17 protein-coding genes are annotated in these 21,896 nt (G+C 74.3%); 10 read left to right on the top strand and 7 right to left on the bottom strand.

Going from position 1 to position 21,896, the window contains the following annotated elements:
* Positions 1-21: 21 nt before the first annotated feature.
* Complete coding sequence (locus tag ACQEVM_RS21700) at positions 22-546, top strand: NUDIX hydrolase (protein WP_433081522.1); 525 nt, start codon at positions 22-24, stop codon at positions 544-546.
* A gap of 123 nt (positions 547-669) precedes the next feature.
* Here ACQEVM_RS21700 and ACQEVM_RS21695 read toward each other — a convergent pair whose 3' ends face one another.
* Positions 670-1,446, bottom strand: coding sequence for a trypsin-like serine peptidase (locus tag ACQEVM_RS21695; RefSeq protein WP_433081520.1), 777 nt, complete (start codon positions 1,444-1,446; stop codon positions 670-672).
* Positions 1,447-1,713: 267 nt separating this feature from the next.
* Between ACQEVM_RS21695 and ACQEVM_RS21690 the strand changes: the two genes are divergently transcribed.
* The 3 genes from ACQEVM_RS21690 (at position 1,714) to ACQEVM_RS21680 (ending at position 4,433) form a co-directional block, all read left to right on the top strand.
* Positions 1,714-2,517, top strand: a complete 804-nt coding sequence (locus tag ACQEVM_RS21690) for an alpha/beta hydrolase (protein WP_433081518.1) — start codon at positions 1,714-1,716, stop codon at positions 2,515-2,517.
* A 204-nt stretch (positions 2,518-2,721) separates the two neighbouring features.
* Positions 2,722-4,011 (top strand): ATP-binding protein, encoded by a 1,290-nt coding sequence (locus tag ACQEVM_RS21685; protein WP_433081516.1) that lies wholly within the window; start codon positions 2,722-2,724, stop codon positions 4,009-4,011.
* 110 nt (positions 4,012-4,121) lie between these two features.
* Positions 4,122-4,433, top strand: coding sequence for a DUF6191 domain-containing protein (locus tag ACQEVM_RS21680; RefSeq protein WP_433081514.1), 312 nt, complete (start codon positions 4,122-4,124; stop codon positions 4,431-4,433).
* A 43-nt stretch (positions 4,434-4,476) separates the two neighbouring features.
* Here the strand turns inward: ACQEVM_RS21680 and ACQEVM_RS21675 are convergent, their stop codons facing one another.
* From ACQEVM_RS21675 to ACQEVM_RS21655, 5 genes are all read right to left on the bottom strand, one after another.
* Entirely contained in the window at positions 4,477-5,187 is a 711-nt protein-coding gene (locus ACQEVM_RS21675; protein ID WP_433081512.1) for a hypothetical protein, read from the bottom strand.
* Positions 5,184-6,806: a serine/threonine-protein kinase gene (locus ACQEVM_RS21670; protein WP_433081510.1), complete on the bottom strand. Its 1,623-nt coding sequence runs from the start codon at positions 6,804-6,806 to the stop codon at positions 5,184-5,186. The genes ACQEVM_RS21675 and ACQEVM_RS21670 overlap by 4 nt, the downstream gene beginning before the upstream one ends.
* Positions 6,807-6,926: 120 nt before the next feature.
* Complete coding sequence (locus tag ACQEVM_RS21665) at positions 6,927-8,180, bottom strand: Tm-1-like ATP-binding domain-containing protein (protein ID WP_433081508.1); 1,254 nt, start codon at positions 8,178-8,180, stop codon at positions 6,927-6,929.
* 48 nt (positions 8,181-8,228) lie between these two features.
* Entirely contained in the window at positions 8,229-8,708 is a 480-nt protein-coding gene (locus ACQEVM_RS21660) for an NUDIX domain-containing protein (protein WP_433081506.1), read from the bottom strand.
* A 46-nt stretch (positions 8,709-8,754) separates the two neighbouring features.
* The gene (locus ACQEVM_RS21655; protein WP_433081504.1) at positions 8,755-9,780 is read right to left on the bottom strand and encodes a cation diffusion facilitator family transporter; all 1,026 of its coding nucleotides are present in this window, start codon (positions 9,778-9,780) and stop codon (positions 8,755-8,757) included.
* A 151-nt stretch (positions 9,781-9,931) separates the two neighbouring features.
* Between ACQEVM_RS21655 and ACQEVM_RS21650 the strand changes: the two genes are divergently transcribed.
* From ACQEVM_RS21650 to ACQEVM_RS21640, 3 genes are read left to right on the top strand one after another with little or no spacing between them, the layout of a single operon-like run.
* On the top strand, positions 9,932-12,409 hold the full coding sequence (locus ACQEVM_RS21650) for an FHA domain-containing protein (protein WP_433081502.1): 2,478 nt from the start codon (positions 9,932-9,934) through the stop codon (positions 12,407-12,409).
* 5 nt (positions 12,410-12,414) lie between these two features.
* Positions 12,415-13,128, top strand: a complete 714-nt coding sequence (locus ACQEVM_RS21645) for a hypothetical protein (protein ID WP_433081500.1) — start codon at positions 12,415-12,417, stop codon at positions 13,126-13,128.
* Positions 13,125-14,138 carry a serine/threonine-protein kinase gene (locus ACQEVM_RS21640; protein WP_433081498.1) on the top strand — a complete coding sequence of 338 codons (1,014 nt, stop codon included), beginning with the start codon at positions 13,125-13,127 and terminating at the stop codon, positions 14,136-14,138. Before ACQEVM_RS21645 ends, ACQEVM_RS21640 begins: the two co-directional genes overlap by 4 nt.
* Before the next feature lie 113 nt (positions 14,139-14,251).
* Here ACQEVM_RS21640 and ACQEVM_RS21635 read toward each other — a convergent pair whose 3' ends face one another.
* The gene (locus ACQEVM_RS21635) at positions 14,252-15,517 is read right to left on the bottom strand and encodes a streptophobe family protein (RefSeq protein ID WP_433081496.1); all 1,266 of its coding nucleotides are present in this window, start codon (positions 15,515-15,517) and stop codon (positions 14,252-14,254) included.
* A 182-nt stretch (positions 15,518-15,699) separates the two neighbouring features.
* Between ACQEVM_RS21635 and ACQEVM_RS21630 the strand changes: the two genes are divergently transcribed.
* The 3 genes from ACQEVM_RS21630 to ACQEVM_RS21620 all read left to right on the top strand — a co-directional run bounded on the left by ACQEVM_RS21630 (position 15,700) and on the right by ACQEVM_RS21620 (position 21,888).
* Positions 15,700-16,992 carry a DUF6777 domain-containing protein gene (locus tag ACQEVM_RS21630; protein WP_433085298.1) on the top strand — a complete coding sequence of 431 codons (1,293 nt, stop codon included), beginning with the start codon at positions 15,700-15,702 and terminating at the stop codon, positions 16,990-16,992.
* Between the two features lie 39 nt (positions 16,993-17,031).
* The gene (locus tag ACQEVM_RS21625) at positions 17,032-19,107 is read left to right on the top strand and encodes a SpoIIE family protein phosphatase (protein WP_433081494.1); all 2,076 of its coding nucleotides are present in this window, start codon (positions 17,032-17,034) and stop codon (positions 19,105-19,107) included.
* A 63-nt stretch (positions 19,108-19,170) separates the two neighbouring features.
* Positions 19,171-21,888, top strand: coding sequence for a phosphodiester glycosidase family protein (locus ACQEVM_RS21620; RefSeq protein ID WP_433081492.1), 2,718 nt, complete (start codon positions 19,171-19,173; stop codon positions 21,886-21,888).
* Positions 21,889-21,896 lie beyond the last annotated feature (8 nt).

Raw genomic sequence — 21,896 nt, 5'->3', positions numbered from 1 at the left:
CTCGCCTCGTAGGGTCGAGACATGACCACACCTGATTTCATCCGCGCGATCCGGGCCACCGCCGGGCACCAACTGCTCCTGCTGCCCGGGGTCACCGCGATCGTCTTCGACGACCGGGGCCGGGTGCTCCTGGGCCGCCGCGTCGACACCGGGCAGTGGGCCGTGATCGGCGGCATCGCCGAGCCCGGCGAGCAGCCTGCGGAGACGGCGGTACGGGAGGTCTTCGAGGAGACGGCCGTGCACTGCGTTCCCGAACGGGTCGTCCTGGTCCAGATGCTCCAGCCGATCGTGTACCCGAACGGGGACGTCTGTCAGTTCCAGGACATCACCTTCCGCTGCCGGGCCACCGGCGGCCGGGCCCGCGCCAACGACAACGAGTCCCTGGAAGTGGCCTGGTTCGCGCTGGACGCCCTGCCCCCGCTCGACGACTTCGGCCTGGACCGCATCCACCGCGCCCTCACCGACGAGCCGACCTGGTTCGAGGCCCCGTCCGAGGCGCTGACGGCCGCAGCGAGCGGGCCCGCGCACGAGGTGGGCGACGCGTGACGAGGGAGGCGGAGTGCGCGCCGCCCCGAGCGCATCCGTGCCGAACCTGACGCCGCGCCGCGCGAGGTCAGACCCGGGCCAGGCCCCGGCGGCGCGGGGGTGCCGAGCCGGGTCGAGGAGCCGTCAGCCCGCCGGGACCGCGGCCTCCCGGTACAGCTCCAGCGCCTGGTCTCCCACCACCGCGCTGTACGAGACGTCCGGCACCGTGCCGCCGCCCTCGTGGCCGCCGAGCACCCCGGCGAGCGCGCCGTTCGCCAGCCAGGGGCTGCCGCTGGTGCCGCCGCTGAGGTCCGGGCAGTCGATGCGGCGCTGGGTGTCGGAGAACAACGAGGTGTCATTGGCGCAGCGCAGCGGCGCGTCCTCGGTGCTCGGGTAGCCGACGATGGTCACCGACACGTCGTCCGGCTGCTCGGCCGCCACGCGGAATCCGCCCACCACGTCCTCGATCGCCTCGGTCCCGCCGTCCACCGGCTCGACCGAGGCGAAGGCTATGTCCTCGTCCGGGTCCTCGTCGCTCGTCCAGCCCGGAGCCACGTGCACGTCGGTGAGCTTCCATACGCCGAACGGGGCACGCCCGTCGCGGTAGCCCGGTGCGAACACGGTGGACTCCGGGTGGTCCAGGCAGTGCGCGGCGGTGGCGATCACGTCGCGGCCCGCACTGCGCACCACGGCGGCGGTGCAGAAGTGGCCGCCGTCCAGCCCGCCCGCGAACAGCGCGCCCACCCGGTCCGCCGTCCGGTCGGGGACGGCCTCGGCCGTGACACCCGCGGGCGTCACGGCCGTCGAGTCGGGCAGGTCGATGCCCAGCAGGGCGCCCATGGCGGCCAGCGCGAGCGCGATCCGGGAGGCCCGCAGGGCGCGGGCGCGGCCGGTCTGTCGGGGGAGCACGCGATGGATCATGTATCGAGCCTGCCCTTCGAGACTGTGTCCGGAGCCCGATATTCCATATGAATCCGCTGTGAATGCCGGACCCGGACGAACCACCTCGCGAAGCCCGGCCGCTCGGCGACCCGGGTCCCTCCAGGATCCGGGCTCCTCGACGATCCCGCTCGTGGGAACCGGGCACCGCGAGGAGCCCCCGTCGGCGTCGACGGGGGCTCCGCAGGCGTCCCCTCCCGGGCGGGGCGAGACTGGCAGAGGCGCCGGGGTCCCAGGAGGTGTCCCGCCATGACCGCACCGCACCGCACGCCCGTGGTGTTCATCCACGGGCTCTGGTTGCACTCCACGAGCTGGCAGGGCTGGGCCGAAGCCTTCCTCGACGCGGGATTCGAGCCGATCCTCCCCGAGTGGCCCGGGGTCCCCGCCACCGTCACCGAGGCCCGCCGGCGCCCCGGCGACCAGGCCGGGGTCGGGCTGGCCGAGATCTCCGAGGCGCACGCCCGGGTCATCCGCGCGCTGCCCACCGCGCCGGTGCTCGTCGGGCACTCGGTGGGCGGGTTCATCGCCCAGCACCTGCTCGGCCAGGGCCTCGGATCGGCGGCCGTGGCCGTGTGCCCCGGCCAGATCAAAGGGGTGAAGGCCATTGCCCCGGCGCAGGCGAAATCGACCTTCGCGTTCCTGCGCGACCCCGTGAACATCAAGCACGCCGTGTCGCTGAACACCGAGCAGTTCCGCTACGGCTTCGCCAACGCGGTCTCCGAGCGCGAGTCCGCCGAGCTGTACGACGAGTGGACGATCCCGAGCCCGGCCCGCCCCCTGTTCCAATTGGCGCTCGGCAACTTCGTCCCGCACTCCGCCGCCCGCGTGAACACCGACAACGAGACCCGCGGCCCGCTGCTCCTGCTGTCCGGCCGCCTCGACCACACCGTCCCGGACGTGCTGACCCGCTCCACCTACAAGCAGTACCGGGACTCCCGCGCGACCACCGAGTACCAGTGCTTCGAGGACCGGGGCCACTCCCTCACCGTCGACCACGGATGGCCGGACCTGGCCCGCACCTCGATCGGCTGGCTGGACTCCCACACCCACTGACCGCCGGCCGGCCGGCACGGCCGTCGCGCCTGTGGGAAGCCATGAAGGAAACCGGGACCCCGGTGGGAAGCGACGGCGCACGCACCCGGTCTATGGACGACACGGACGGTTTGCCGTACGCCTGTTGTGCACGACGGAGCGTGATCGCCGGGCCCGACCGCCCCTAGCCTCGCCGCAGGAGCACGAAACGAGGGGCGGTACCCGGTGAACTGGCTCATCCACGACTACCGCGAGAGCGATCTCGCAGCGGTGGTACACCTGATCGACACCACGGCCGAACTCGGCCAGGAGTCGGTCTTCTCGCTCGCCGAGTGCATCAGCGCCCTCACCGACCGGCAGCCCTGCGTGGTCGCCGTCCACCAGGGCGTACCCATCGGCGCGGCCCTGGCCTGCGTCACCGGCGAGCGGGCCTGGGTGATGCGGATCGCGATTGCCGCCGGCTGGCGCGGCCGAGGCCTCGCCAGCGCCCTCCTCGTCGAACTGGAGCGCCGTCTCATCGCCGCCCGCGTCGGCCGGATCGCCTACGTCCTGCCCGAGGAGGACCTGCTCGGCGAAGGCCTGCTCAACGCCGGCTACACCCGCCAGCCCGCCGTCGCCTACTTCGAGAAGACCGAACCGCTGCACGGACCGGCCGCCGGACTCCTCGACGACCTCGGCGGCCGGTTCCTGCCGAACGACCTGTGGGCCAAGGTCGCCGGCATGGAGAAGGAGAAGGACCTCATCGAGCGCCGCGTGGTCCTGCCGCTCGCCGAACCCGAACGGGCCGCCGCGCACGGGGTACGGCCTCCGCGCGCCATCGCCCTCTTCGGGCCCCCCGGCACCGGCAAGACCACCTTCGCCCGCGCCATCGCCTCCCGACTCGGCTGGCCCTTCGTGGAACTGCTGCCCTCCCGGCTGGCGGACGAGGGGAACCTGGCCGCCGCACTGCGCGACGCCTTCGCCCGCATCGGCGAACTCGAACGCGTCCTCGTCTTCATCGACGAGGTCGAGGAGATCGCGCCCGTACGCACCGAGCCCGCGCAGCCCGGCGGCATCCACGGGGTGACCAACGAACTGCTCAAGCTGATACCCGGCTTCCGGGAGGGCGACGAGCGGCTGCTGGTCTGCGCGACCAACTCCGTCCGCTCCCTCGACCCCGCCTTCCTGCGCCCCGGCCGATTCGACTACCTGATCCCCATCGGCACCCCCGACGCCGGTGCCCGCGCCGCGATGTGGTCGCGGCACACGGCCGGTCGGGCGGACGTCGACGTGGCGGCCCTGGTGGAGGCGAGCGAACTGTTCACCCCGGCCGACATCGAGCACGCGGCCCGGGCGGCCGCGCAGGCGTCCTTCGAACGGGACCTGGAGGCCGTGGGCACCCGGGGCGCGTCGGCGGCGCAACTCGGTGCGAGCACCGAGGACTACCTCGCGGCGGTCTCCCAGTGCCGCCCCTCGGTGACCCCGGCGATGACGGGGGAGTTCGCGGCGGACATCACCGCGCACGCCCGGTTCTAGGTCTTGTCGTCGAAGAGGCGTCGCCAGGTGAGACTTCGACCGCCCGGCCGCAAGGACGGCCCGGGACCGGCCCCTGGGAACGAAGGGCCCCGTGGGCTACGGTCGGGCCCATGGGTTTCGTCGTCTTCATGACCCTGCCGGGCCTGGCGCTGCTGCTCACGGCCATGGCCTTCCTCGACCTCGCGCTGGAACGCGCGGGCCGCGCCGGACTGCTGCCCTGGCGATGGAACGGCCGCCAGGGCCAGATCTCCTCGACCGGCTTCGAGCAGTTGCACGCCAGTTTCTCGCCGGGCAAGCAGAACGAACTGAAGGAACGACAGAGCGCCCTGGTCATGCGCGACGACGAGGAGGACGGCGCCCCGCCCCGCTCCCGCGTGGACCTGGACGGTGGCCGAGCCGTGATCCGCCTGCCCAGGCCCTGACGTCGACGTTTCGCCCGGCCCGGCGCCACTTCGACGACAGGGCCTACGAGCGGCAGCGGTACGTGAACTCCACCGAGGCCGTGTGCCGCGAGGGCGACACCAGCTCGATCTCGGCCCGCGCCGGGTAGGTCCCCACGCCCTGGAACGTCCACAGCAGATGCAGTGAGACCTCCCGCTGCCCGCTCGGCACCCGCTCGGTGAGCTGCTCCGAGCGCGTGCCGTCGCTGCGGAGCCAGCGGTACGCGAGCGTCCCCGGGAGCCCGTTGGTCCGTACGTGCGCCACCACGTCGGCGGCGGAATCGCAGCTCGGCCCCTTCGGGTCGGTGCCGACCGCCACGTCCCGGACCTCGACGGCCGGCCCGAAGCGCTGCCAGCCCAGGTACGCGAGCACCGCTACCAGCACCACGGCGGCCAGGGTGTACCGACGCCACTGCCCGCGGCGGCGCGGGGTGCCCACCGCGGTCCCGACGACCACGGGGAACGGGGCGGGCACGGCCGCCGTCACCCCGGGCCCGAACCGCAGGACCGATCCCTCGATCCGGTCGGGCACCGCCCCGGGAGTGGTCTGCGGGGTGTCGAGCCGTTTCGTGTCCGGTTCGTCGAGCCGCCGCGTGTCGGGGCCGGGGCCGGGCGCGCCGTCGAGCCGCCGCGTCGCCGGTTCGTCGGCGGGGTCCGCGGGCGGGCCGCTGAACCAGTGGCTGCCGAGGACGGTGGCGCTGTAGTCGTCTCCCTCGGGAACGCGGGCCTCGCTCATCGCGGCACGTCCTGACACCTGGGGATGCGGATCGAGTCGACGGCCGTCTTGCCGGACGTCGGTTGGGTGGTGACACGGGCGCTCACGTAGCAGCCGCCGACCCGCGCGAGGGCGTGGGACCGCGTCACCGGGCCCGTCCCGGCCTCGACGGCGACGGAGTCCGCGCCGTCCGGCGAGCGCAGGTCGCCCGGACCGTCGCCGCGGAACCACTCGATGGTGACCGTCGCCGGTCCACCCCGCACGTCCAGGGACACGGTCGCCCGACCGGCGCTGGGCGCGGCGGACAGGGTGACGGACACCCCCGAGACGACCACCGGGGTCGGCGTCGGTGTGGGGGTCGGCGTGGGCGTGGGAGTGGGCGTCGGGGTCGGCTCGGTGACGGTCGGTGTGGGGGTCGGCGTCGGGGTGACGCTCGCGCCGGGGCTCGCGGACATCGAGGCCGAGACGGACGGGGACACGGACGCCGAGGGACTCGCCGACGGCGACACGGACGCCGAAGGGGAACCCGACGGGCTCGGACCGGGAGCCGGCGAAGCCGCCGGCGGGCCCGGGCTGGTCGTCGCGAAGGCGCTCAGCGCCGCCGCGCCGTCCGGCTCGCCGCCGACCGCGTCGTACGTGAACATCAGCAGGGCCCCCACGACCAGCACCGCACCGGCCGCGAGCGCTCCCCGCCGACCCGGCAGCAGGCTCCTCGGGGTCGGCTTCAGAGCGGTCGTCGCCAACGCGGTGGTGCCTGCGGCCGGCGCCCCCGCCGAGGGGAACAGCAAGGGCAGCAGCGCCGCCAGCGCCGCCAATTTGCGCTGCCCGCGCTCTTCCCAGTCGGGCCCGTACGCGGCCAGCGCCACGCCCTCCAACTCCGCGACGAACGCCTCGGCGTTCTCCGGCCGCCGCTCGGGCTCCTTGGCCAGACCGCGCCGAATCAGCGGACGCACCGGCTCCGGGGCCTCCGTCTCCGGTACGGGCGCCTCGATGTGCTGGACCGCCAGCTCCGCGAAGTTGGTCCCGTCGAAGGGCTTGCGCCCCGTGAGGCACTCGAAGAACGTCGCCGTCGCCGCGTACACGTCGGCCGCGGGGGAGGCCGGCCGTCCCTGCCACTGCTCGGGAGCCATGTACGCGGGCGTGCCCGCCACGCCGGGCGTGGTGCCGCGACCCGCCGCGATCCCGAAGTCCACCAGCTTCGACGAACCGTCCGGCGAGACCAGCACGTTCTCCGGCTTGTAGTCCCGGTGGACCACCCCCGCCCGGTGCGCCGCGGCCAGGCCCAGCAGGGACCCCTTCAGCACCACCAGTGCGGCCTCGGCCTCCGCCCGACCGGACTGCTTCAGCAGCGCGCGCAGGGAGATCCCGTCGACCAGTTCCATGACGATCGCGGCGCCGTCGGGCGCCTCCACGTACTCGTACAGACCGACCACGTACGGCGAGCGCAGCCCGCCCAGCAGCCGGGCCTCCGCGCGGAACTCACGGACGAAGGCGGGGTCCTCGCGGAGCCGGTCGTCGAGGTACTTCACCGCGACCGCCGTGCCCGTCTCGCCGTGCACGGCGAGAACCACACGGCCGCTGCCGCCCGCACCGAGATCCCGTACCCGGGTGTACCCCGGTACGGTCCACACATCGTTCATCGTTCCCCCGTCCATGGCGTCGTCGCGCCCGGCTTCCGGTCGTCCCCCGACCGGCCACCACCAGGGACACGGTTTCCGCCACGGCTGGTTCCCAACCTCGCGGGGTGTCTCGAACGGGTGTCAGGCCGCCGCCCGCTCCGCGCCGATCATGGCGTGCAGTCGGTCGGCCGCGCCCCGGCCGAACGCCGGGTCGTTGATGTGGGTGTCGTAGTCGTACAGCCGGGCGGCACTGCCCCGCAACCCCTCGCGCAGAGCCGAGAACAGCGCCCCGTCCGCACGGGGGTCATGGTAGGGGCCACCCGGCGCGCCGAGCGTGGACAGTCCGCGCAAGGGGACGCACACGGCCGTGGGCCCCGTGGCCGACCGCAGCTTGACCGCGACCCGCCGGCCCAGTTCGGCGCACTCGGACGCGGTCGTACGGATCACCGTGATCGAGGGATTGTGCACGCGCACCCGCCGGTACCGGGCCCGTTCGGGGAGGCTCTCCAAGGGACCGAACTTCACCATGTCCAACGCGCCCAGGCTCACCACCTGCGGAATCCCGGCACGACCGGCCGCGCTGAGCCGGTCGGGGCCCGCCGTGAGGATGCCCCCGCACAGGTCGTCGGCCAGCTCGCTCAACGTGAGGTCCAGCACCCCCGCGAAGACCCCCTGACCCGCCAGCTTCTCCAGGGTCCGGCCGCCCGTGCCGCTGACGTGGAAGACGAGCACCTCGTAGCCCAGCTCGGTCAGTCGTTCCCGCGCCGCGTCCACGCCGATCGTCGTCACGCCGGCCATGCTCGCCGCGATCAGCGGCCGGCCACCCGCACCGAGCCGGGCGGGGCCGCGTTCCAGGGAAGCGCGGGCGTGGCCCCCGGCCATCGCGGCGACCGCCTCCACCGCGTTGGCGAGCACCGGAGCGGAGATGCTGTTGATCCCCGCTATGTCCACGACGCTGTACATCATGGTGATGTCCGAGGATCCGACGTACGGGGCGACGTCCCCGGACGCCATCGAGGAGACCATCACCTTCGGCACGCCCAGCGGGAGCGCACGCATGGCCCGGGTCGCGATGGACGTCCCGCCGCTGCCGCCGATCGCGAGCACCCCCTGCAGCCGGCCCTCGGCGTGCAGGCGCAGGAGGGTCGCTTCCGCCCCGGCGGCCATCGTGGTGACGGCCGCCCCGCGGTCGGCGGCGGCCCGCAGGTCCGCGAGTTCCGTTCCCGCGGCCCGCGCGACCACCTCGCGCGGCACGTCCGCCGGCACTCGGGGCTCGTCCATGATCCCCGTGTCGACCAGTACCACCTCGACGCCGGCGCGCAGCAGTCTCTCGCGCAACCAGCCGTACTCCACACCCTTGGTGTCCAGGGTCCCCACCAGCACGACGCTCGTCATATGTGCAATGTCCACGCAGGCGGGGTTTGTTGGCAAGTCAAGGTCGGGTCAACCCTTCAGAAGCACCAACAGCCGCTCCAGAAACGGCACTTGGCCGGGAATCAACTTGGATTGGGCCACGGCCGGAGGGAACCAGGCCACCCTGTCCAGTTCCGGGAACTCGCCGATCCGTCCCGAGTGCGGCGGCCACTCCATCGTGAAGGTCCCGGGCACCATGAGGGCGGGGTCCAGGTCCGCCCGTACCGCCCAGATCGTCACCAGCTTCCCGCTCGGCATCCGGATCTCGCCCAGGGGCAGGTACGGGCCCTCCGGGGGCGGCAGGCCGATCTCCTCGGTGAACTCCCGGCGGGCCGCGTCGCGGGGCGTCTCCTCCGGGCCGTACTCGCCCTTGGGGATCGCCCAGGTGCCGGCGTCGCCGCGCCGGTCCCACAACGGTCCGCCCATGTGCCCGAGCAGGACCTCGATGTCGGTCTCCTCTTCGCCGGCCCGACGGAAGAGGAGCAGCCCGGCGCTTCGTTTCTGTGCCATGCCGGTATCCATGCCCCGCGTACGGGCCATCGGCACCACCGGACCGTCAGTGGTCGTGCGGACCCTCGCGGTGGACCGGGCCGTGCGCGTCCGCGCAGTGCGAGTCGCCCGCCGGGACCTCGCCCGGTCGCCGTCCGACCGACAGCAGCGTGTCCTGCGCGTGGTCCACCTGGAGCGTGGTGTGCGTGATCCCGTACTCCTTCTCCAGCAGTCCTTCCAGGTCACGGCGCACGGCGTGACAGTCGCCCGCCGGTTCCACCAGGACGTGCGCGGAGAGCGCCGCCTGACCCGAGGTGATGGTCCAGATGTGCAGGTCGTGGACCTCGGTCACCGGCGGCTGCCCGACGAGCCGATCGCCCACCGCGTCCGGGTCCGTGCCGGCCGGAGCGGCTTCCAGGAAGATCCGACCCGACTCGCGGACCAGTCCGTAGCCCGCCTTGACCATCAGCGCCACCACCACCAGCGAGGCGATGGCGTCGGCCTGGACGAAACCGGTGGTGAGCACGATCAGGCCGGCCACGGCGGTGCCGATGAAGGCGAACAGGTCGTTCAGCACGTGCTGGTAGGCGCCCTCGACCGCCAGGGAGGAGCGGTTCGCCTTCGAGATGCACCAGGCCGCCGCCACGTTCACCACGATCCCCGCGAGCGCCGTCACCAGGACGAGCCCGCCCTCCACCGGCGGCGGGTCGAGCAGCCTGCGCACCGCCTCGTACGCCAACCAGACCGCCAGCAGGAGCAACGTGAGGCCGTTGGCCTGGGCGGAGAGTATCTCGGCGCGCTTGAGGCCGTACGTGAACCCACCGCGCGCCGGCCGTGCGGCGAGCCGCATCGCGATCAGCGCGAGGACGATCGAGACGGCGTCCGTCAGCATGTGCGCGGCGTCGGAGATCAGTGCCAGGGAGTGCGCCATGACGCCGATGACCACCTCGATGGCCATGAAGCCCGCGATCAGGGCGAGGGCGATGGCCAGCCAGCGGCGATCGGCGTTCGGGTCGACCCCGTGACTGTGTCCGCCGTGGGCGTGGCCGCCGTGGGCGTGGGTGTGATCCTTCGCGTGGTCGTGCCCGGTCATGGCGTCCCCCGTTTGTTCGGTTCCGACGCGTGAAGTGAAGCGCACCTTTCGAAGATGGGCAAAGGCTGCAACGGGGACCGTTGTCATTACCCTTAAGACCGCTCTGACCTGCGGTTATGCCGAGCCGGTCGGATCGTGGGAAAATCTGACCATGGTCCAGCGACCCGGTGTGCCGACCGCACCCGAACTCGTTCTGGAAACGGCCGGGGGCTCCACCGCGATGAGCCCCGTCCGGACCTACCACGTCGGTCGGGACCCCCTCTGCGAGATCTGCCTCGACGACGCCCGCGTCTCCTGGCACCACGCCGTGCTGCGCGCCGACGGCGACCACTGGACCGTCGAGGACGAGGACAGCACCAACGGCACCTGGGCCGACGGCCGCCGCGTCCACGCGTGGAACGTCGGCGCCGGCAGCGAACTGCGCTTCGGCAGTGTCGACGACGGTCCGCGCGCCCTCCTGCTCGGCCCCAAGCCGTCCGGCGGACCGGCCGAGCCGTTCGTCGAGCCGGCGGAGAGGCCCGCGCCGGCCCCGCCCGCAGCCGCGCCGTCCGCGACCCCCGCGTGGCCCTCGGCGTACCTGGCGCCCACCGGGTCGGCCGGCGGGACCTCCTCACGGCCGTCCTCCGTGTCCCACCCGGGGCTGACCAGTACCTTCGCCCGGCCGACCTCGGTCCGCCCGCTGCCCGCGCGGACCGCCGTACGCATCGGGCGGGCCCCGGACAGCGACCTCGTCGTCGACGACCTCGTCGTCTCCCGGCACCACGCCGAACTGCGGGCGCTCGCGGACGGCACGTACGAGATCGTCGACCTCGCCAGCCACAACGGCACCTACCTGAACGGCGCCCGCGTCGAGCGCGCACCGATCGCCGAGGGCGACGTCGTCGGCATCGGACACACCGCCTTCTGCCTGGTCGGCGACCAGCTCCAGGAGTACGTGGACACCGGAGAGGTCTCCCTCGACGTCCAGGACCTCGCCGTCGCGGTCGACCACGGCCGCAAGGTCCTGCTCGACCACGTCTCCTTCCCCGTCGGCGCCAAATGCCTGCTCGCCGTCGTCGGCCCCAGCGGCGCGGGCAAATCCACCCTGCTCGGCGCCCTCACCGGCCTGCGGCCCGCCGACCAGGGCACCGTCCTGTACGACGGGCGCGACCTGTACCGCGACTACGCCGAACTCCGCAGCCGCATCGGCCTCGTGCCGCAGGACGACATCCTGCACGCCCAACTCACGGTGCGCCGCGCCCTGACCTACGCCGCCGAACTGCGCTTCCCGCAGGACACCGAGAAGGCGGAACGCCAGGCGCGGGTGGACGAGGTGATCGGTGAGCTGGGCCTCGGACAGCGGGCCGACCAGCCCATCCACAGCCTCTCCGGCGGCCAGCGCAAGCGGGTGTCCGTCGCCCTGGAACTGCTGACCAAACCCTCCCTGCTCTTCCTCGACGAACCCACCTCCGGTCTCGACCCCGGCATGGACCGTTCCGTCATGCACATGCTGCGAGGCCTCGCCGACGACGGCCGCACCGTCATCGTCGTCACCCACAGCGTGCTCAGCCTCGACGTCTGCGACCGGCTGCTCGTCCTCGCCCCGGGCGGGCGCGTCGCCTACTTCGGGCCGCCCGACGAGACCCTCGGCTTCTTCGGGTACGAGCAATGGCCCGAGGCCTTCGAGGCCTTCGAGAACGAACGGGACCGCGACTGGGCCGCCGAGTACGCGGCGTCCCCCCTGCACCGCAGGTACGTGCGCGGGGCCGCTTCCCGGCCCGCGGTCGCGGACGGCAGACCCGGACCGGCCGGTTTCGTCGCCCCTCCGCCCAAGGCGCAGAGCTGGGGCTCCCAACTCTCCACCCTGATCCGCCGGTACGCGGCGGCGCTGAGCGCGGACCGGACCTTCCTCGCCATCATGATCGCGCTGCCGTTCGTGATGGGCGCCATGGCCCGCGCCCTGGCCGGCAGCCGCCTCACCCAGGAGACGGCGATCAACGCCCTGCTCATCCTGTGCGTGGGCGGCGTGCTCACCGGCGCCGCCAACGCGGTGCGCGAACTGGTCAAGGAGAGGACCATCTACCAGCGCGAACGCGCGGTGGGACTGTCACGCTCCGCCTACCTGATGTCGAAGGTCGTGGTCCTGGGCGGGATCACGGTGGCCCAGGCCGTCGTCCTGACCCTCGTCGCCCTGTTGGGCGTGAACCTCGGCGCCCCCGACGGCAAGGGCGTCCTCATGCCACCGCTGATCGAGATCACGATCGCCGTCGCCCTGCTGTCGTTCACCGCGATGATGCTCGGCCTGCTGGTCTCCGCCCTGGTCAGGAAGGAGGAGGTCACCATGCCGCTGCTGGTCCTCCTCGCCATCGTCCAGGTGGTCTTCTGCGGGGCGCTCCTGCAACTGGACGGGGTGCCGGTGATCCAGCAACTGGCCTGGCTGGTGCCCTCCCGCTGGGCACTCGGCGCGATGGCGGGCACCATCGACCTGGGCGCGATCGTGCCCGGCCCCCTCACCGACGACCCGCTGTTCGCGCACACCGTCGGCGTGTGGCTGCTGAACCTCGGGATGCTCGTCGTGCTGTCCGTGCTGTTCGGCGTACTGGTCTCCCGGCTGCTGCGGCGCCACGAACCCGCCATCATGCGGAAGTAGGCCGCGTGACGAGCCCCGAAGGCCCCGACGGCGTCGCCGACTTCCGGCCCACGCACGTCGTGCCCCGGGACGGTCTGCCCGCCTGGGAGGCACCGGACGTCTCGCGGCCCACCGCGGCCCTGGACGCCTTCCTGCCCGTGCAACTGCTGTCCCGGCGCGGCGAATGGGCGGAGATCCTCTGCGCCAACGGCTGGTCGGCCTGGGTGGACGGGCGGCTGCTGGTCGTCGTCCCGCAGCCGCCGCCCACGGCGGGACGCCCCCTGTCCCGCGCCGAGGACCCCCGACCGCTGATCGCCCGCGGCATCGAGGCCCTGGAGCGCTACCGCCGGGCCGTCGACGAACTCGCCGCCGACCGGACGGACGCCGACGCCTTCCGGCGGGCGACCCGGGGCCTGCGCGCCGGGGTGGTGCTCGACGGGTCGCAGATCTGGCTCTACGACGAGACGGCCGGGCGGTGGATGTACGGCGACGGCACCCGGGGGGCGACCTACGCGGTCGTCGCGGAACCGGGCGCCGCCCCCGGCCCCCAGCCGCCGGCCGAGGCCCCGTCCCCCCACGCGCAGGAGGCAGCCGCCCCCGGGTCCGGGCTCACGTCCGAGCCCGCGCCCGATGAGCAGGCGGCCTCGACGGGCGCCGGTCCGGGCGAGGCGCCCCCCGGACCGGCGGACGGACATGAGCCGACGCGGATCGTCGACACACCCGGGGACGGTGGCCCGTGACGTCCGCCGCGGACACCCCGGGAAGTCGACCGGCCGCGCCGGGGACACGGATCGCCGGGTACCGGTTGGAGGGCGAGATCGGACGCGGAGGCATGGCCGTCGTCTACCGGGCACGGGACCTGCGCCTCGACCGCGTCGTGGCACTGAAACTGCTGGCACCCGAGTTGGCCCGCAACGACACGTTCCGACAGCGGTTCGCGCACGAGTCGAGGGTGGCGGCGTCCCTCGACCACCCCCACATCGTGCCCGTCTTCGAGGCGGGCGAGGCGGACGGCCTGCTCTACATCGCGATGCGCCACGTGGCCGGACAGGACCTGCGGGCGATGCTGGACCGCACCGGTCCACTGCCGGTGGCGACGGCCGCGCGGATCGCGGGCCAGGTGGCCTCGGCCCTGGACGCGGCCCACGACCACGACCTGGTCCACCGGGACGTCAAACCGGGCAACATCCTCGTCGCGGAGGGCACCGACAGCGAGCACCCCGAGCACGTGTACCTGACGGACTTCGGGCTGACGAAGAAGTCCCTGTCGCTGACAGGGTTCACGAGCGTCGGGCAGTTCGTCGGAACGCTGGACTACGTGGCGCCGGAACAGATCTCCGGCAAGCCGGTGGACGGGCGGTGCGACGTCTACGGCCTGGGGTGCGTCGTCCACGAGATGCTGGCCGGCGGACCGCCTTTCCGGCGGGACGACGACATGGCCCTGCTGTGGGCCCACCAGTACGACCCGCCGCCACCGGTGAGCGCGGAGCGGCCGGACCTGCCGGCCGCGGTGGACGAGGTGCTGGCGAAGGCCCTGGCCAAGTCACCGGAGGAACGCTGGCGCACCTGCCTGGAGTTCACCGGGGCGCTGCGCCGGGCGGGGGAGGAGGAGCGGGCGGCCGGTCGGCATCCGCCCACCCGAACGGTTCCGGCGTCGGTCGTCGACGCCGGGGCGCAGGGGGAGTCGCAGCCGGCGCCCCCGCCGCCGCGCTGGGCGCTGCCCGTCTTCCGGCCGCGGGAGCGGCCCTGACGCCGTCGCGGTGAGGGAGCCCGTCGTGAAACGATTTCCCGATGAACCGATGTCCCGCTCTTCACCCGTACGGCTCATCGGTTGCCGGGTTCAGGGTCGATCCCCCGCGAGGATCAGGGTTGCTCCACCCGGCCGCGGCGGCGCAGGGGGCGGGCCGCCAAGGCGCCGAGGAAGCCGGCCACGGCGCCCCACAGCAGGGCCAGACCGACGTTGCGCCAGAGGTGCGCGCCGAGCTGGACCTTGCCCCCGAGACCGCCCGCGTCGCCGATCCCGAGCAGCGACAGACCGAACTCGGCCCGGACGGAGGCCGTCAGGCACACCGCCAACGTCGCCAGCGCCAGGGCCACCGCCAGATGCAGCGCGTGCTGCCGCGCCCGGACGTGCGCGGGGGAGCGTACGGCCGCCAGCACCCCGGTGCCCAACAGCAGGACGGCGGCCACCGGAACCAGCCACCACGCCCGGGAGTCGTGTTCCGCGAGCGAGGCGACGTCCACCGTGGACAGGTCGGGGCCGCGCAGCGTCTGGTCCAGCAATCGCGGCATCGGCAGCCCGAACGGCCCGTCCACGCGGCCCTCCCAGGACCCGCCGAAGCCCAGGGTCAGCGCGAGCCAGGCCAGGTTCGGCAGGCCCAGCAGGATCACCGCGAACGTCTGCGCGGCGTCCCCCCGGGTGGCGGCCACCACCAGACCGGCGACGACACCGATCGCCACGTACGCCAGCAGCAACACGACCGTGGCGAAGGCGGCCGGGCGCACCGCCGTGTGGAAGCGCACCAGGGCGGTGGGCAACGGCGCACGCCGGGAGACCAACAGGGTGATCGACACCAGGCCCAGGATCCAGAGCAGTCCGAAGAACAGCGTGGCCGGAACCTCGGCCCGGAAGCCCACCGTCGGCGCGGCGTCGAGGAGTTCGCCGATCTCCCCGACGGGGGAGTCGCCGGTGGAGATCCCGAAGTCCTGCCTGGCGACCAGGGCGACACCGAGGAGTGCGAGCAACCACAGCACCACCAACGGCATCACGCGCCCGAGCAGTTCGCGCGGGTGGGCCACCGCCCGGTTGTGCAGGGGGCGCAGGAAGCAGAGGCCGACCGTCAGGGCGCCGGCCAGGGTCACCGAGAGCGGGAGCACGGACAGGTTCACGTCGGCCTCGGCCAGGAACCCGGCGCCGCCCGACACCCGGATCGAGCCGCCGGCCGCCATCACGACCACGGCGGCGACCACCCGGGGGAACGCGCCCTCCGGGAGGTCGCCCGCACCCGCACAGGCCAGTCCCGCCGAGGCGATCACGATCATCACCACGAAGGCCGCCACGACGGCGACGAGGGCGTCACGCCAGGCCCGCGCGGAGCCACCGGAGGTCGTTGCTGACGTTCGGCTCACCCGACAACGGTAGGCATCCCCGGCTTGCGGCCACCACCGGGAGGCCCCACACAATGGTCCGCAGGAGTGCAAGAAATCCGGAGATTTCCGTACACCACCACGGAACGTCCGCCCCGGACCGGAACTCCTCCGTCAGGGAAGAAGAGCCCGTGACCACGCAACCCTCCGGCCAGGAACCGCCGCTGCCCCCGCGGTCGTCACCGTCACCGTCCGAGCGCCCGTCCGGTCCCCCTTCCGGCCCCCTGTCGGGCGGGCGGCGGGGAGGCCCGCCCGAGCAACCGCCCGAGCAACCGCCCGGGGGGCCCGCCGGCCCCGACGGTCCCGCGCCCACCGGGCCGTCCGGCAAAGGCCCGTGGTGGCGTTCCGGACCCCGGTTGGCCGCGGCGGTCGTCGCCCTGGCGGCCGTCGTGGCGCTGGTGGTGGTACTCACCCGGCCGAGCGGCACGCCCTCCTCCACCCGGGCGGGCGGCAAGGAGGTCTTCCTCCAGCCCGCCTCCGCGACCGGACCCGCACCGTTCACCGAGTCCACGGCGGCCGAGGAGGCCACACCTCCCGCGCAGAGTCCGCCGCCCTCCGCGAGCGACAGCGCGCCGGCGACCGGCGCGACGGTCACGCGCAGCGTCAGCGGGGCCGCGCCCGGCCTGTACGGGGGCACCCGGAACACCGCCAGTTGCGACGTCGGGAAGCAGATCACGGCGCTGACCGGGCAACCGGCCAAGAACGCCGCCTTCGCGGCCGCCCTCGGCATCCGTCCCGGTGCCGTACCCGCCTACCTGCGCTCCCTGACCCCCCTGCGGTTGCGGGCGGACACCCGGGTCACCAACCACGGCTACCGCGACGGCATGGCGACTCCCTACCAGGCGGTGCTGCAAGCCGGCACGGCGGTGCTCGTGGACGACCGCGGGGTGCCCCGGGTGCGCTGCGCGTGCGGCAATCCGCTCGGGGAGCCGGTGGCGCTCGGGGCCGACGCGAAGCGCACGGGGCAGTCGTGGCCCTCGTACCAGCCACAGCGGGTGGTGGTCATCGCCCCCTCGACGAAGGTCGTGAACACCTTCGTGATCTACGACCACCACAACGGGACCTGGTACGGACGGGACCGCGCCGACCACGACGGCAAGCGCGACGAGCCGGTGCCCCCGCCGGTGACCCCCACCCCGACGGACACCACGTCCCCGGACACCACCACGTCCCCCGGCAGCGGCTCGCCGACGGACACCGACACCCCGACACGATCGCCGGGCGACACCCCCGGCGCGACCCCGTCCGACAGCCCCCCGCAGTCCTCCGCGCAGTCCCCGGAGCAGTCCCCGGACGAGCCCGCCTCGGATTCGCCCGCCGACACCACCCCGGGCAACGGCACCCCGAGCGACGCCCCGGCGGATTCGCCGCCCGCCCGCGTCGCCCCGTCCGACACCCCGCCGCCCACCCCGTCCTCGGCGGCGCCCCCCTCGCAGGCGAGCCCCCGCAGCGGGTGACCGCGCGCCCCGGCCGGGGAACAGTGAGACCCTGACTGCATGGACCAGCGGGGAATCACGACCCCCGAGGTCGACTGGCCCGCGCGGCCCGACACGAGCCTCGCGCTCAACCGCATGGGCACCTTCGACTGGGACCTCGACAGCGGACGGATGCACCTGGATCCCACCGCCCTCGAGGTCCTCGACTTGCGTCCGGACGAGTTCACCGGGACCCCCGCCGGACTGCGCATCCGACTCGTGTCCGGCGAGGAGTCGCGGATCGACGCCCGCGTCGCCCAGGCGATGAAGGACGGCCGCAGCCACTACGGGGCGTACTTCCGCAGTCGCCGGCGGGACGGAACCCTCGGCTGGACCCACATCCAGGGCCACATCCTGCGGGACCCGCACGACGGCCGTCCGTACCGGGTCATCGGGATCCTCCGCGACGCCGCCCACGACCCCGCCGAGCCGGGCGCCGCCGGGGAACGCAACGAGGGGCGCCTGCGGATGACCGGCGTCGTGGAACGGACCACCGCCATCCTCGCCCACGCGCGCACGGTCAACGACGTGACCGACGTGCTCAAGGACCCCGAGGCCCTCGCGCACCTCGGCGCCGTCAGCGTGATGCTGGGCGTCGTCGACGGCGCCCGCGTGCACCTCGTCGCCGAAGGACGACTCGGTTCCTACGTTCCGGAGATCGAGTACACCCGCGTCGACGCGCGCTTCCCGATGAGCGAGGCCGTACGGACCCTCCAGACGGTCTACGTCGTGTCCCGCGAGGAGTTCCGGCGGCGCTACCCACTGCTGTGGCCGTACATCGAACCGCTCGACGTGCGCAGCGGGGTCTACCTGCCCCTGATCGCCCAAGGCCGTCCCGTGGGCGCGCTGGGGCTGCTCTACAGCAGGGACGGGGACTTCACCACCGAGGAACGGAACGTGCTGGTGGCCCTGGGCAGCGGCATCGCGCAGAGCCTCCAGCGGGCCATCCTCTTCGAGCAGGAGCACGACCTCGCGGAGGGTCTCCAACGGGCCATGCTGCCGCGCAGGATCCCGGAGGTGCCGGGCGCGCTGATCGCCGTACGGTACCGGGCGGCCGGGATGGGCCGGGACATCGGCGGCGACTGGTACGACGTGATCCCCCTCGGGGAGGGACGGGTCGGGGTGGTGATCGGGGACGTGGAGGGCCACGACACCGACGCGGCGGCCGTGATGGGCCAGTTGCGGATCGTCCTGCGGGCCTACATCGCCGAGGGGCACACACCCGGCACGGCGATGGCGCGCGCCTCGACCTTCCTGCGGGAACTGGCGACGGAACGGTTCGCCACCTGCACCTACGGCGAGGTGGACCTGAACACCGGCATGCTGCACCTGGTGCGGGCCGGCCACCTCGACCCGATCGTCCGCCGCGGCGACGGCAGTTGCCACCGGATCCAGGTGGCCGGCGGACTGCCGCTCGGCCTGCCCGCCCACGACCCGCCGGGGACCGGTACCGGCTACCCCGTGACGAGCGTCGAACTGCACCCCGGCGACACGCTGCTGCTCTGCACGGACGGCCTGACCGATCGCCGCGGCGACCGCGCCGATTCCGGGACGCGGGAGGTCATGGACGCGGTCCGGAACGGACCGGTCGACGTCGAACGGCTGGCCGACGTGCTGTGCGACCTCGTCGGGGACGCGGGCGGCGGCGACGACATGGCCCTGCTCCTGCTGCGCCGACGGGGCACCCCCGCCCCGCGCGGCGGCGGCCCGCTCCGCCACGAACTCGCCCCCGGCGACCCGAACGGCCCCGCCCTGGCCCGGCACCTGATCCGGGCGGCGGTGGCCGCCTGGGGCGCCCGGGAGCGGGCGGACGAGGTCGAGCTGGCCGCCGACGAACTGATGGCCAACGTCCTGGTGCACACCGACGGCGCGGGACACGTCAGCCTCCGGCTGACCGCGGAGGGACGGATCCGCATCGAGGTGGAGGACTCCAGCAGCGCCCTGCCGCACCGGCGCGAGGCCGGCGACTGGGCGGTGTCGGGGCGCGGCCTGATGCTGGTGGACCGGCTCGCGGACGCCTGGGGAGTGGAACCCCGCGGCGGCGGCAAGTGCGTGTGGTGCGAGTTCATCGTCCCGGGCCGCCCGGCGAATGGCTGAACACGCCGCTCCCGGCCCGGGTCGCGCTCCCGGGGACGGGCCCACCCGCGACATCCTTCCCCGGTGTCGATCCTCCGGCCGCCCCTCCCGGCCCTGCTCGCCCCGCTGCTCTGCGGCGCCCTGCTCGCCGGGCCACCGGCCGCGCTCGCCGCGGAGGTCGACGACGGCATCGAGACCGCCCGCACCTCCCGCCCGGTCGCCCCCGGCGTGCGGCTGGAGTCGTACGACCGACTGGAGAGCGACCGTTGGCTGCGCGTCGACGAACTCGTCGTCGACCTCGCCGCCGCCGGCGGGGTACGGGCCGAGTACCTGGGCGGACGCGGGGCCGAGACGGTCGCCGAGGCCGTCGCCCGCCACCCGGCCGGGCCGGGGCGCCGCGTCGTCGGAGCCGTCAACGGGGACTTCTTCGACATCCGGGGAACCGGCGCCCCCCTCGGCCCCGGGGTACGGGGCGGCCGGCTGCTGCACTCCGCCTCGCCCGGCCCCGGCGGCGCTGCCGTCGGCTTCGCCCCCGACGGCAGCGGGCGCGTCCTTCGCCTCGGTCTCACCGGGAGCATCACCCTGCCCGGCGGCGCGGTGCGCACCCCGGCCGGGTACAACGCCGCCCTGCCGCCGACCGAGGGCTTCGCCGCGTACACCGCCGACTGGCCCGGCTCCGTCCTCCCGGACACCGGCCCGGCGGTGGAACTGCGCGACGGCCGGGTCGCCGTCGCGGCCCCGGTACCGGTCCTGCGCCGTCCCGCGCGGCGCGACCGCCCGGCCCCCGGCACCACCCTGCTCGTCGCGGCCGGGGCGGCGGCGGCCGAACTCGCCGCCCTGCGCGTCGGGGACCGCGTGAGCGTCACCGCCGCGCCGCTGCCGGAGTCGGGGCCGGTGCCCCTGGCGGCCGTCGGCGGGCGGGAGGCCCTCGTCGTGGCCGGGGTCCCGCGGAACCACGACGGCGAACCCAACAACACCGCCGCCCCGCGCACGGCGGTCGGCCTCTCGCGGGACGGCCGGTCGCTGCGCCTGGTCACCGTGGACGGCCGCATGCGGGCCAGCGGCGGGCTCACCCTGACCGGGCTCGGCCGCATGATGCACCGACTCGGGTCCCACGAGGCGCTCAACCTGGACGGCGGCGGCTCCTCGACGCTCCTCGCGGGCCTCTCCGGGGAGACCGCCCCCACCTTGGAGAACACCCCGTCGGACGGGAAGCCCCGCCCGGTCCCCAACGGCCTCGTGCTCACCGCCCCGATGGGTTCCGGGCAGCTCATCGGCTACCGGGTCGAGGCCGCCGGCGGCGCCACCCGTCTCTTTCCCGGACTGAGCCGCACCCTGACCGCCACCGGCCACGACGCCGCGCTCGGCCCGGCCCCCGGCACACCCTCCTGGTCGGCCGAGGGCGCGGCCCGGATCGGCCCCGACGGGGTGCTGCGCGGCTTCCGGCCGGGACCCGTCACCGTAAGGGCCCGCACGGCCCGACCCGGCGACCGCCAGGTCGAACGGGGCCCGGCCGAAGGCTCGTTGGCGCTGGAGGTGCTCGGGCCGCCGACCCGGATCCGCCCGACCCGGGACCGGATCGGGCTCGCCGACCCGACGGAGAGCGCCGGCTTCGACCTGACCGGGTACGACGCCCAGGGCCGCGCGACCGCCGTCGAACCCCGGGACACCGTCTTGCGGTACGACCGCTCCCGCTGGCGGGTCGCCCCCGACGGGCGGGGCGGCTTCACGGTCCGGGCCCTGGTCGCGCCGGCCACCGGGCGGCTGCGCCTCACCGTCCCGGCCACCGGCGCCACCGCCGAACTGGCCCTCGGGGCGGGGCTGGACGCGTTGCCCCTCGCCGACCTGGAGGACGCCGGCCGCTGGAAGGGCGCGGGTGCGACCGCCGCACCCGGCGAGGGCCGGCCGGGCACCGGGATCGCCCTCACCCTCCCCGCCTCGGCCCCGACCGCCACGGCCGTCGCCCCGCGCCCGATCCCCCTGCCGGAGCAGGCCCGTTCGGTCTCCCTCTGGGTCGGCGCAGACGGGTCCGGAGCACGGCCGGCGGTGCACCTGGTCGACGGGGACGGGGCCGGGCTCACCCTGCGCGGGCCGGCGGCGGACTGGTCCGGCTGGCGCCGGATCACCCTTCCGCTGCCGGCGACCGCAGAGCCGCCGCTGCGCCTCACCGGCCTGTCCGCCTCCGAGGGGGGCGGCGGCCCGTCCCGGCTGCTGCTGGACACCCTGACCGCCGAGACCCCGCCGACCGGGGCCGCCCCGACGGTCATCCTCCCCCCGGACCCGGTCGTGTCGACGCCCGCCGGGGTGCGCGCGCGGCCCTGGCGGTTCGCGGTCTCGGCGGACGGCCGGGCACCGGGGGCCGGCGCGGACTTCGTCCTGGCCGGGGTGGACGGACGCCCGGGCTTCACCCACCGGGGCGTACGCTTCGTGCCGCTCGACGGTCGTCGCCGCACGCTCGACGCGGGCGGCGGGCTGGACCGGATGCGGGTCCTCGCCGACGCCCTCACGGCCGCCGCACGGGAGTCGGGTACGGGCGCGGTGGCCGTCGTGCAGCGGTACGCGCCGGGCACCGTCGACCGGAACGAGGCCGCCCTGCTGACCCGACGACTCGCCGAGTTCCGGCGCGCCACCGGGAAGCGCGCCGCCCTGTTCACGCTCGACGCCCCCCGCTTCACGGCCGATCGCACCGAGGGGGTGCCGGCCGTCACCGTCGGGCGCGCCGGCCGGACCCTGATCGGGGTCGACGCCTTCGCGGCCGGGGAGTGGCTCTCGGTCCTGCCCGGCTCGGCGACGGCGTCCTGACGCGGGCA

It is taken from the genome of Streptomyces sp. CA-243310 (genome assembly GCF_050936775.1).
In the GTDB taxonomy this organism is placed as follows: domain Bacteria; phylum Actinomycetota; class Actinomycetes; order Streptomycetales; family Streptomycetaceae; genus Streptomyces.
This window is presented reverse-complemented; position numbering and strand designations above follow the sequence as displayed.

Coding starts and splice junctions, on each gene's coding strand:
- ACQEVM_RS21660 (WP_433081506.1), bottom strand. CDS start 8,708: ATGGCACAGAAACGAAGCGCCGGGCTGCTCCTCTTCCGTCGGGCCGGC.
- ACQEVM_RS21625 (WP_433081494.1), top strand. CDS start 17,032: ATGGACCAGCGGGGAATCACGACCCCCGAGGTCGACTGGCCCGCGCGG.
- ACQEVM_RS21700 (WP_433081522.1), top strand. CDS start 22: ATGACCACACCTGATTTCATCCGCGCGATCCGGGCCACCGCCGGGCAC.
- ACQEVM_RS21695 (WP_433081520.1), bottom strand. CDS start 1,446: ATGATCCATCGCGTGCTCCCCCGACAGACCGGCCGCGCCCGCGCCCTG.
- ACQEVM_RS21675 (WP_433081512.1), bottom strand. CDS start 5,187: ATGAGCGAGGCCCGCGTTCCCGAGGGAGACGACTACAGCGCCACCGTC.
- ACQEVM_RS21665 (WP_433081508.1), bottom strand. CDS start 8,180: ATGACGAGCGTCGTGCTGGTGGGGACCCTGGACACCAAGGGTGTGGAG.
- ACQEVM_RS21690 (WP_433081518.1), top strand. CDS start 1,714: ATGACCGCACCGCACCGCACGCCCGTGGTGTTCATCCACGGGCTCTGG.
- ACQEVM_RS21655 (WP_433081504.1), bottom strand. CDS start 9,780: ATGACCGGGCACGACCACGCGAAGGATCACACCCACGCCCACGGCGGC.
- ACQEVM_RS21680 (WP_433081514.1), top strand. CDS start 4,122: ATGGGTTTCGTCGTCTTCATGACCCTGCCGGGCCTGGCGCTGCTGCTC.
- ACQEVM_RS21670 (WP_433081510.1), bottom strand. CDS start 6,806: ATGAACGATGTGTGGACCGTACCGGGGTACACCCGGGTACGGGATCTC.
- ACQEVM_RS21650 (WP_433081502.1), top strand. CDS start 9,932: ATGGTCCAGCGACCCGGTGTGCCGACCGCACCCGAACTCGTTCTGGAA.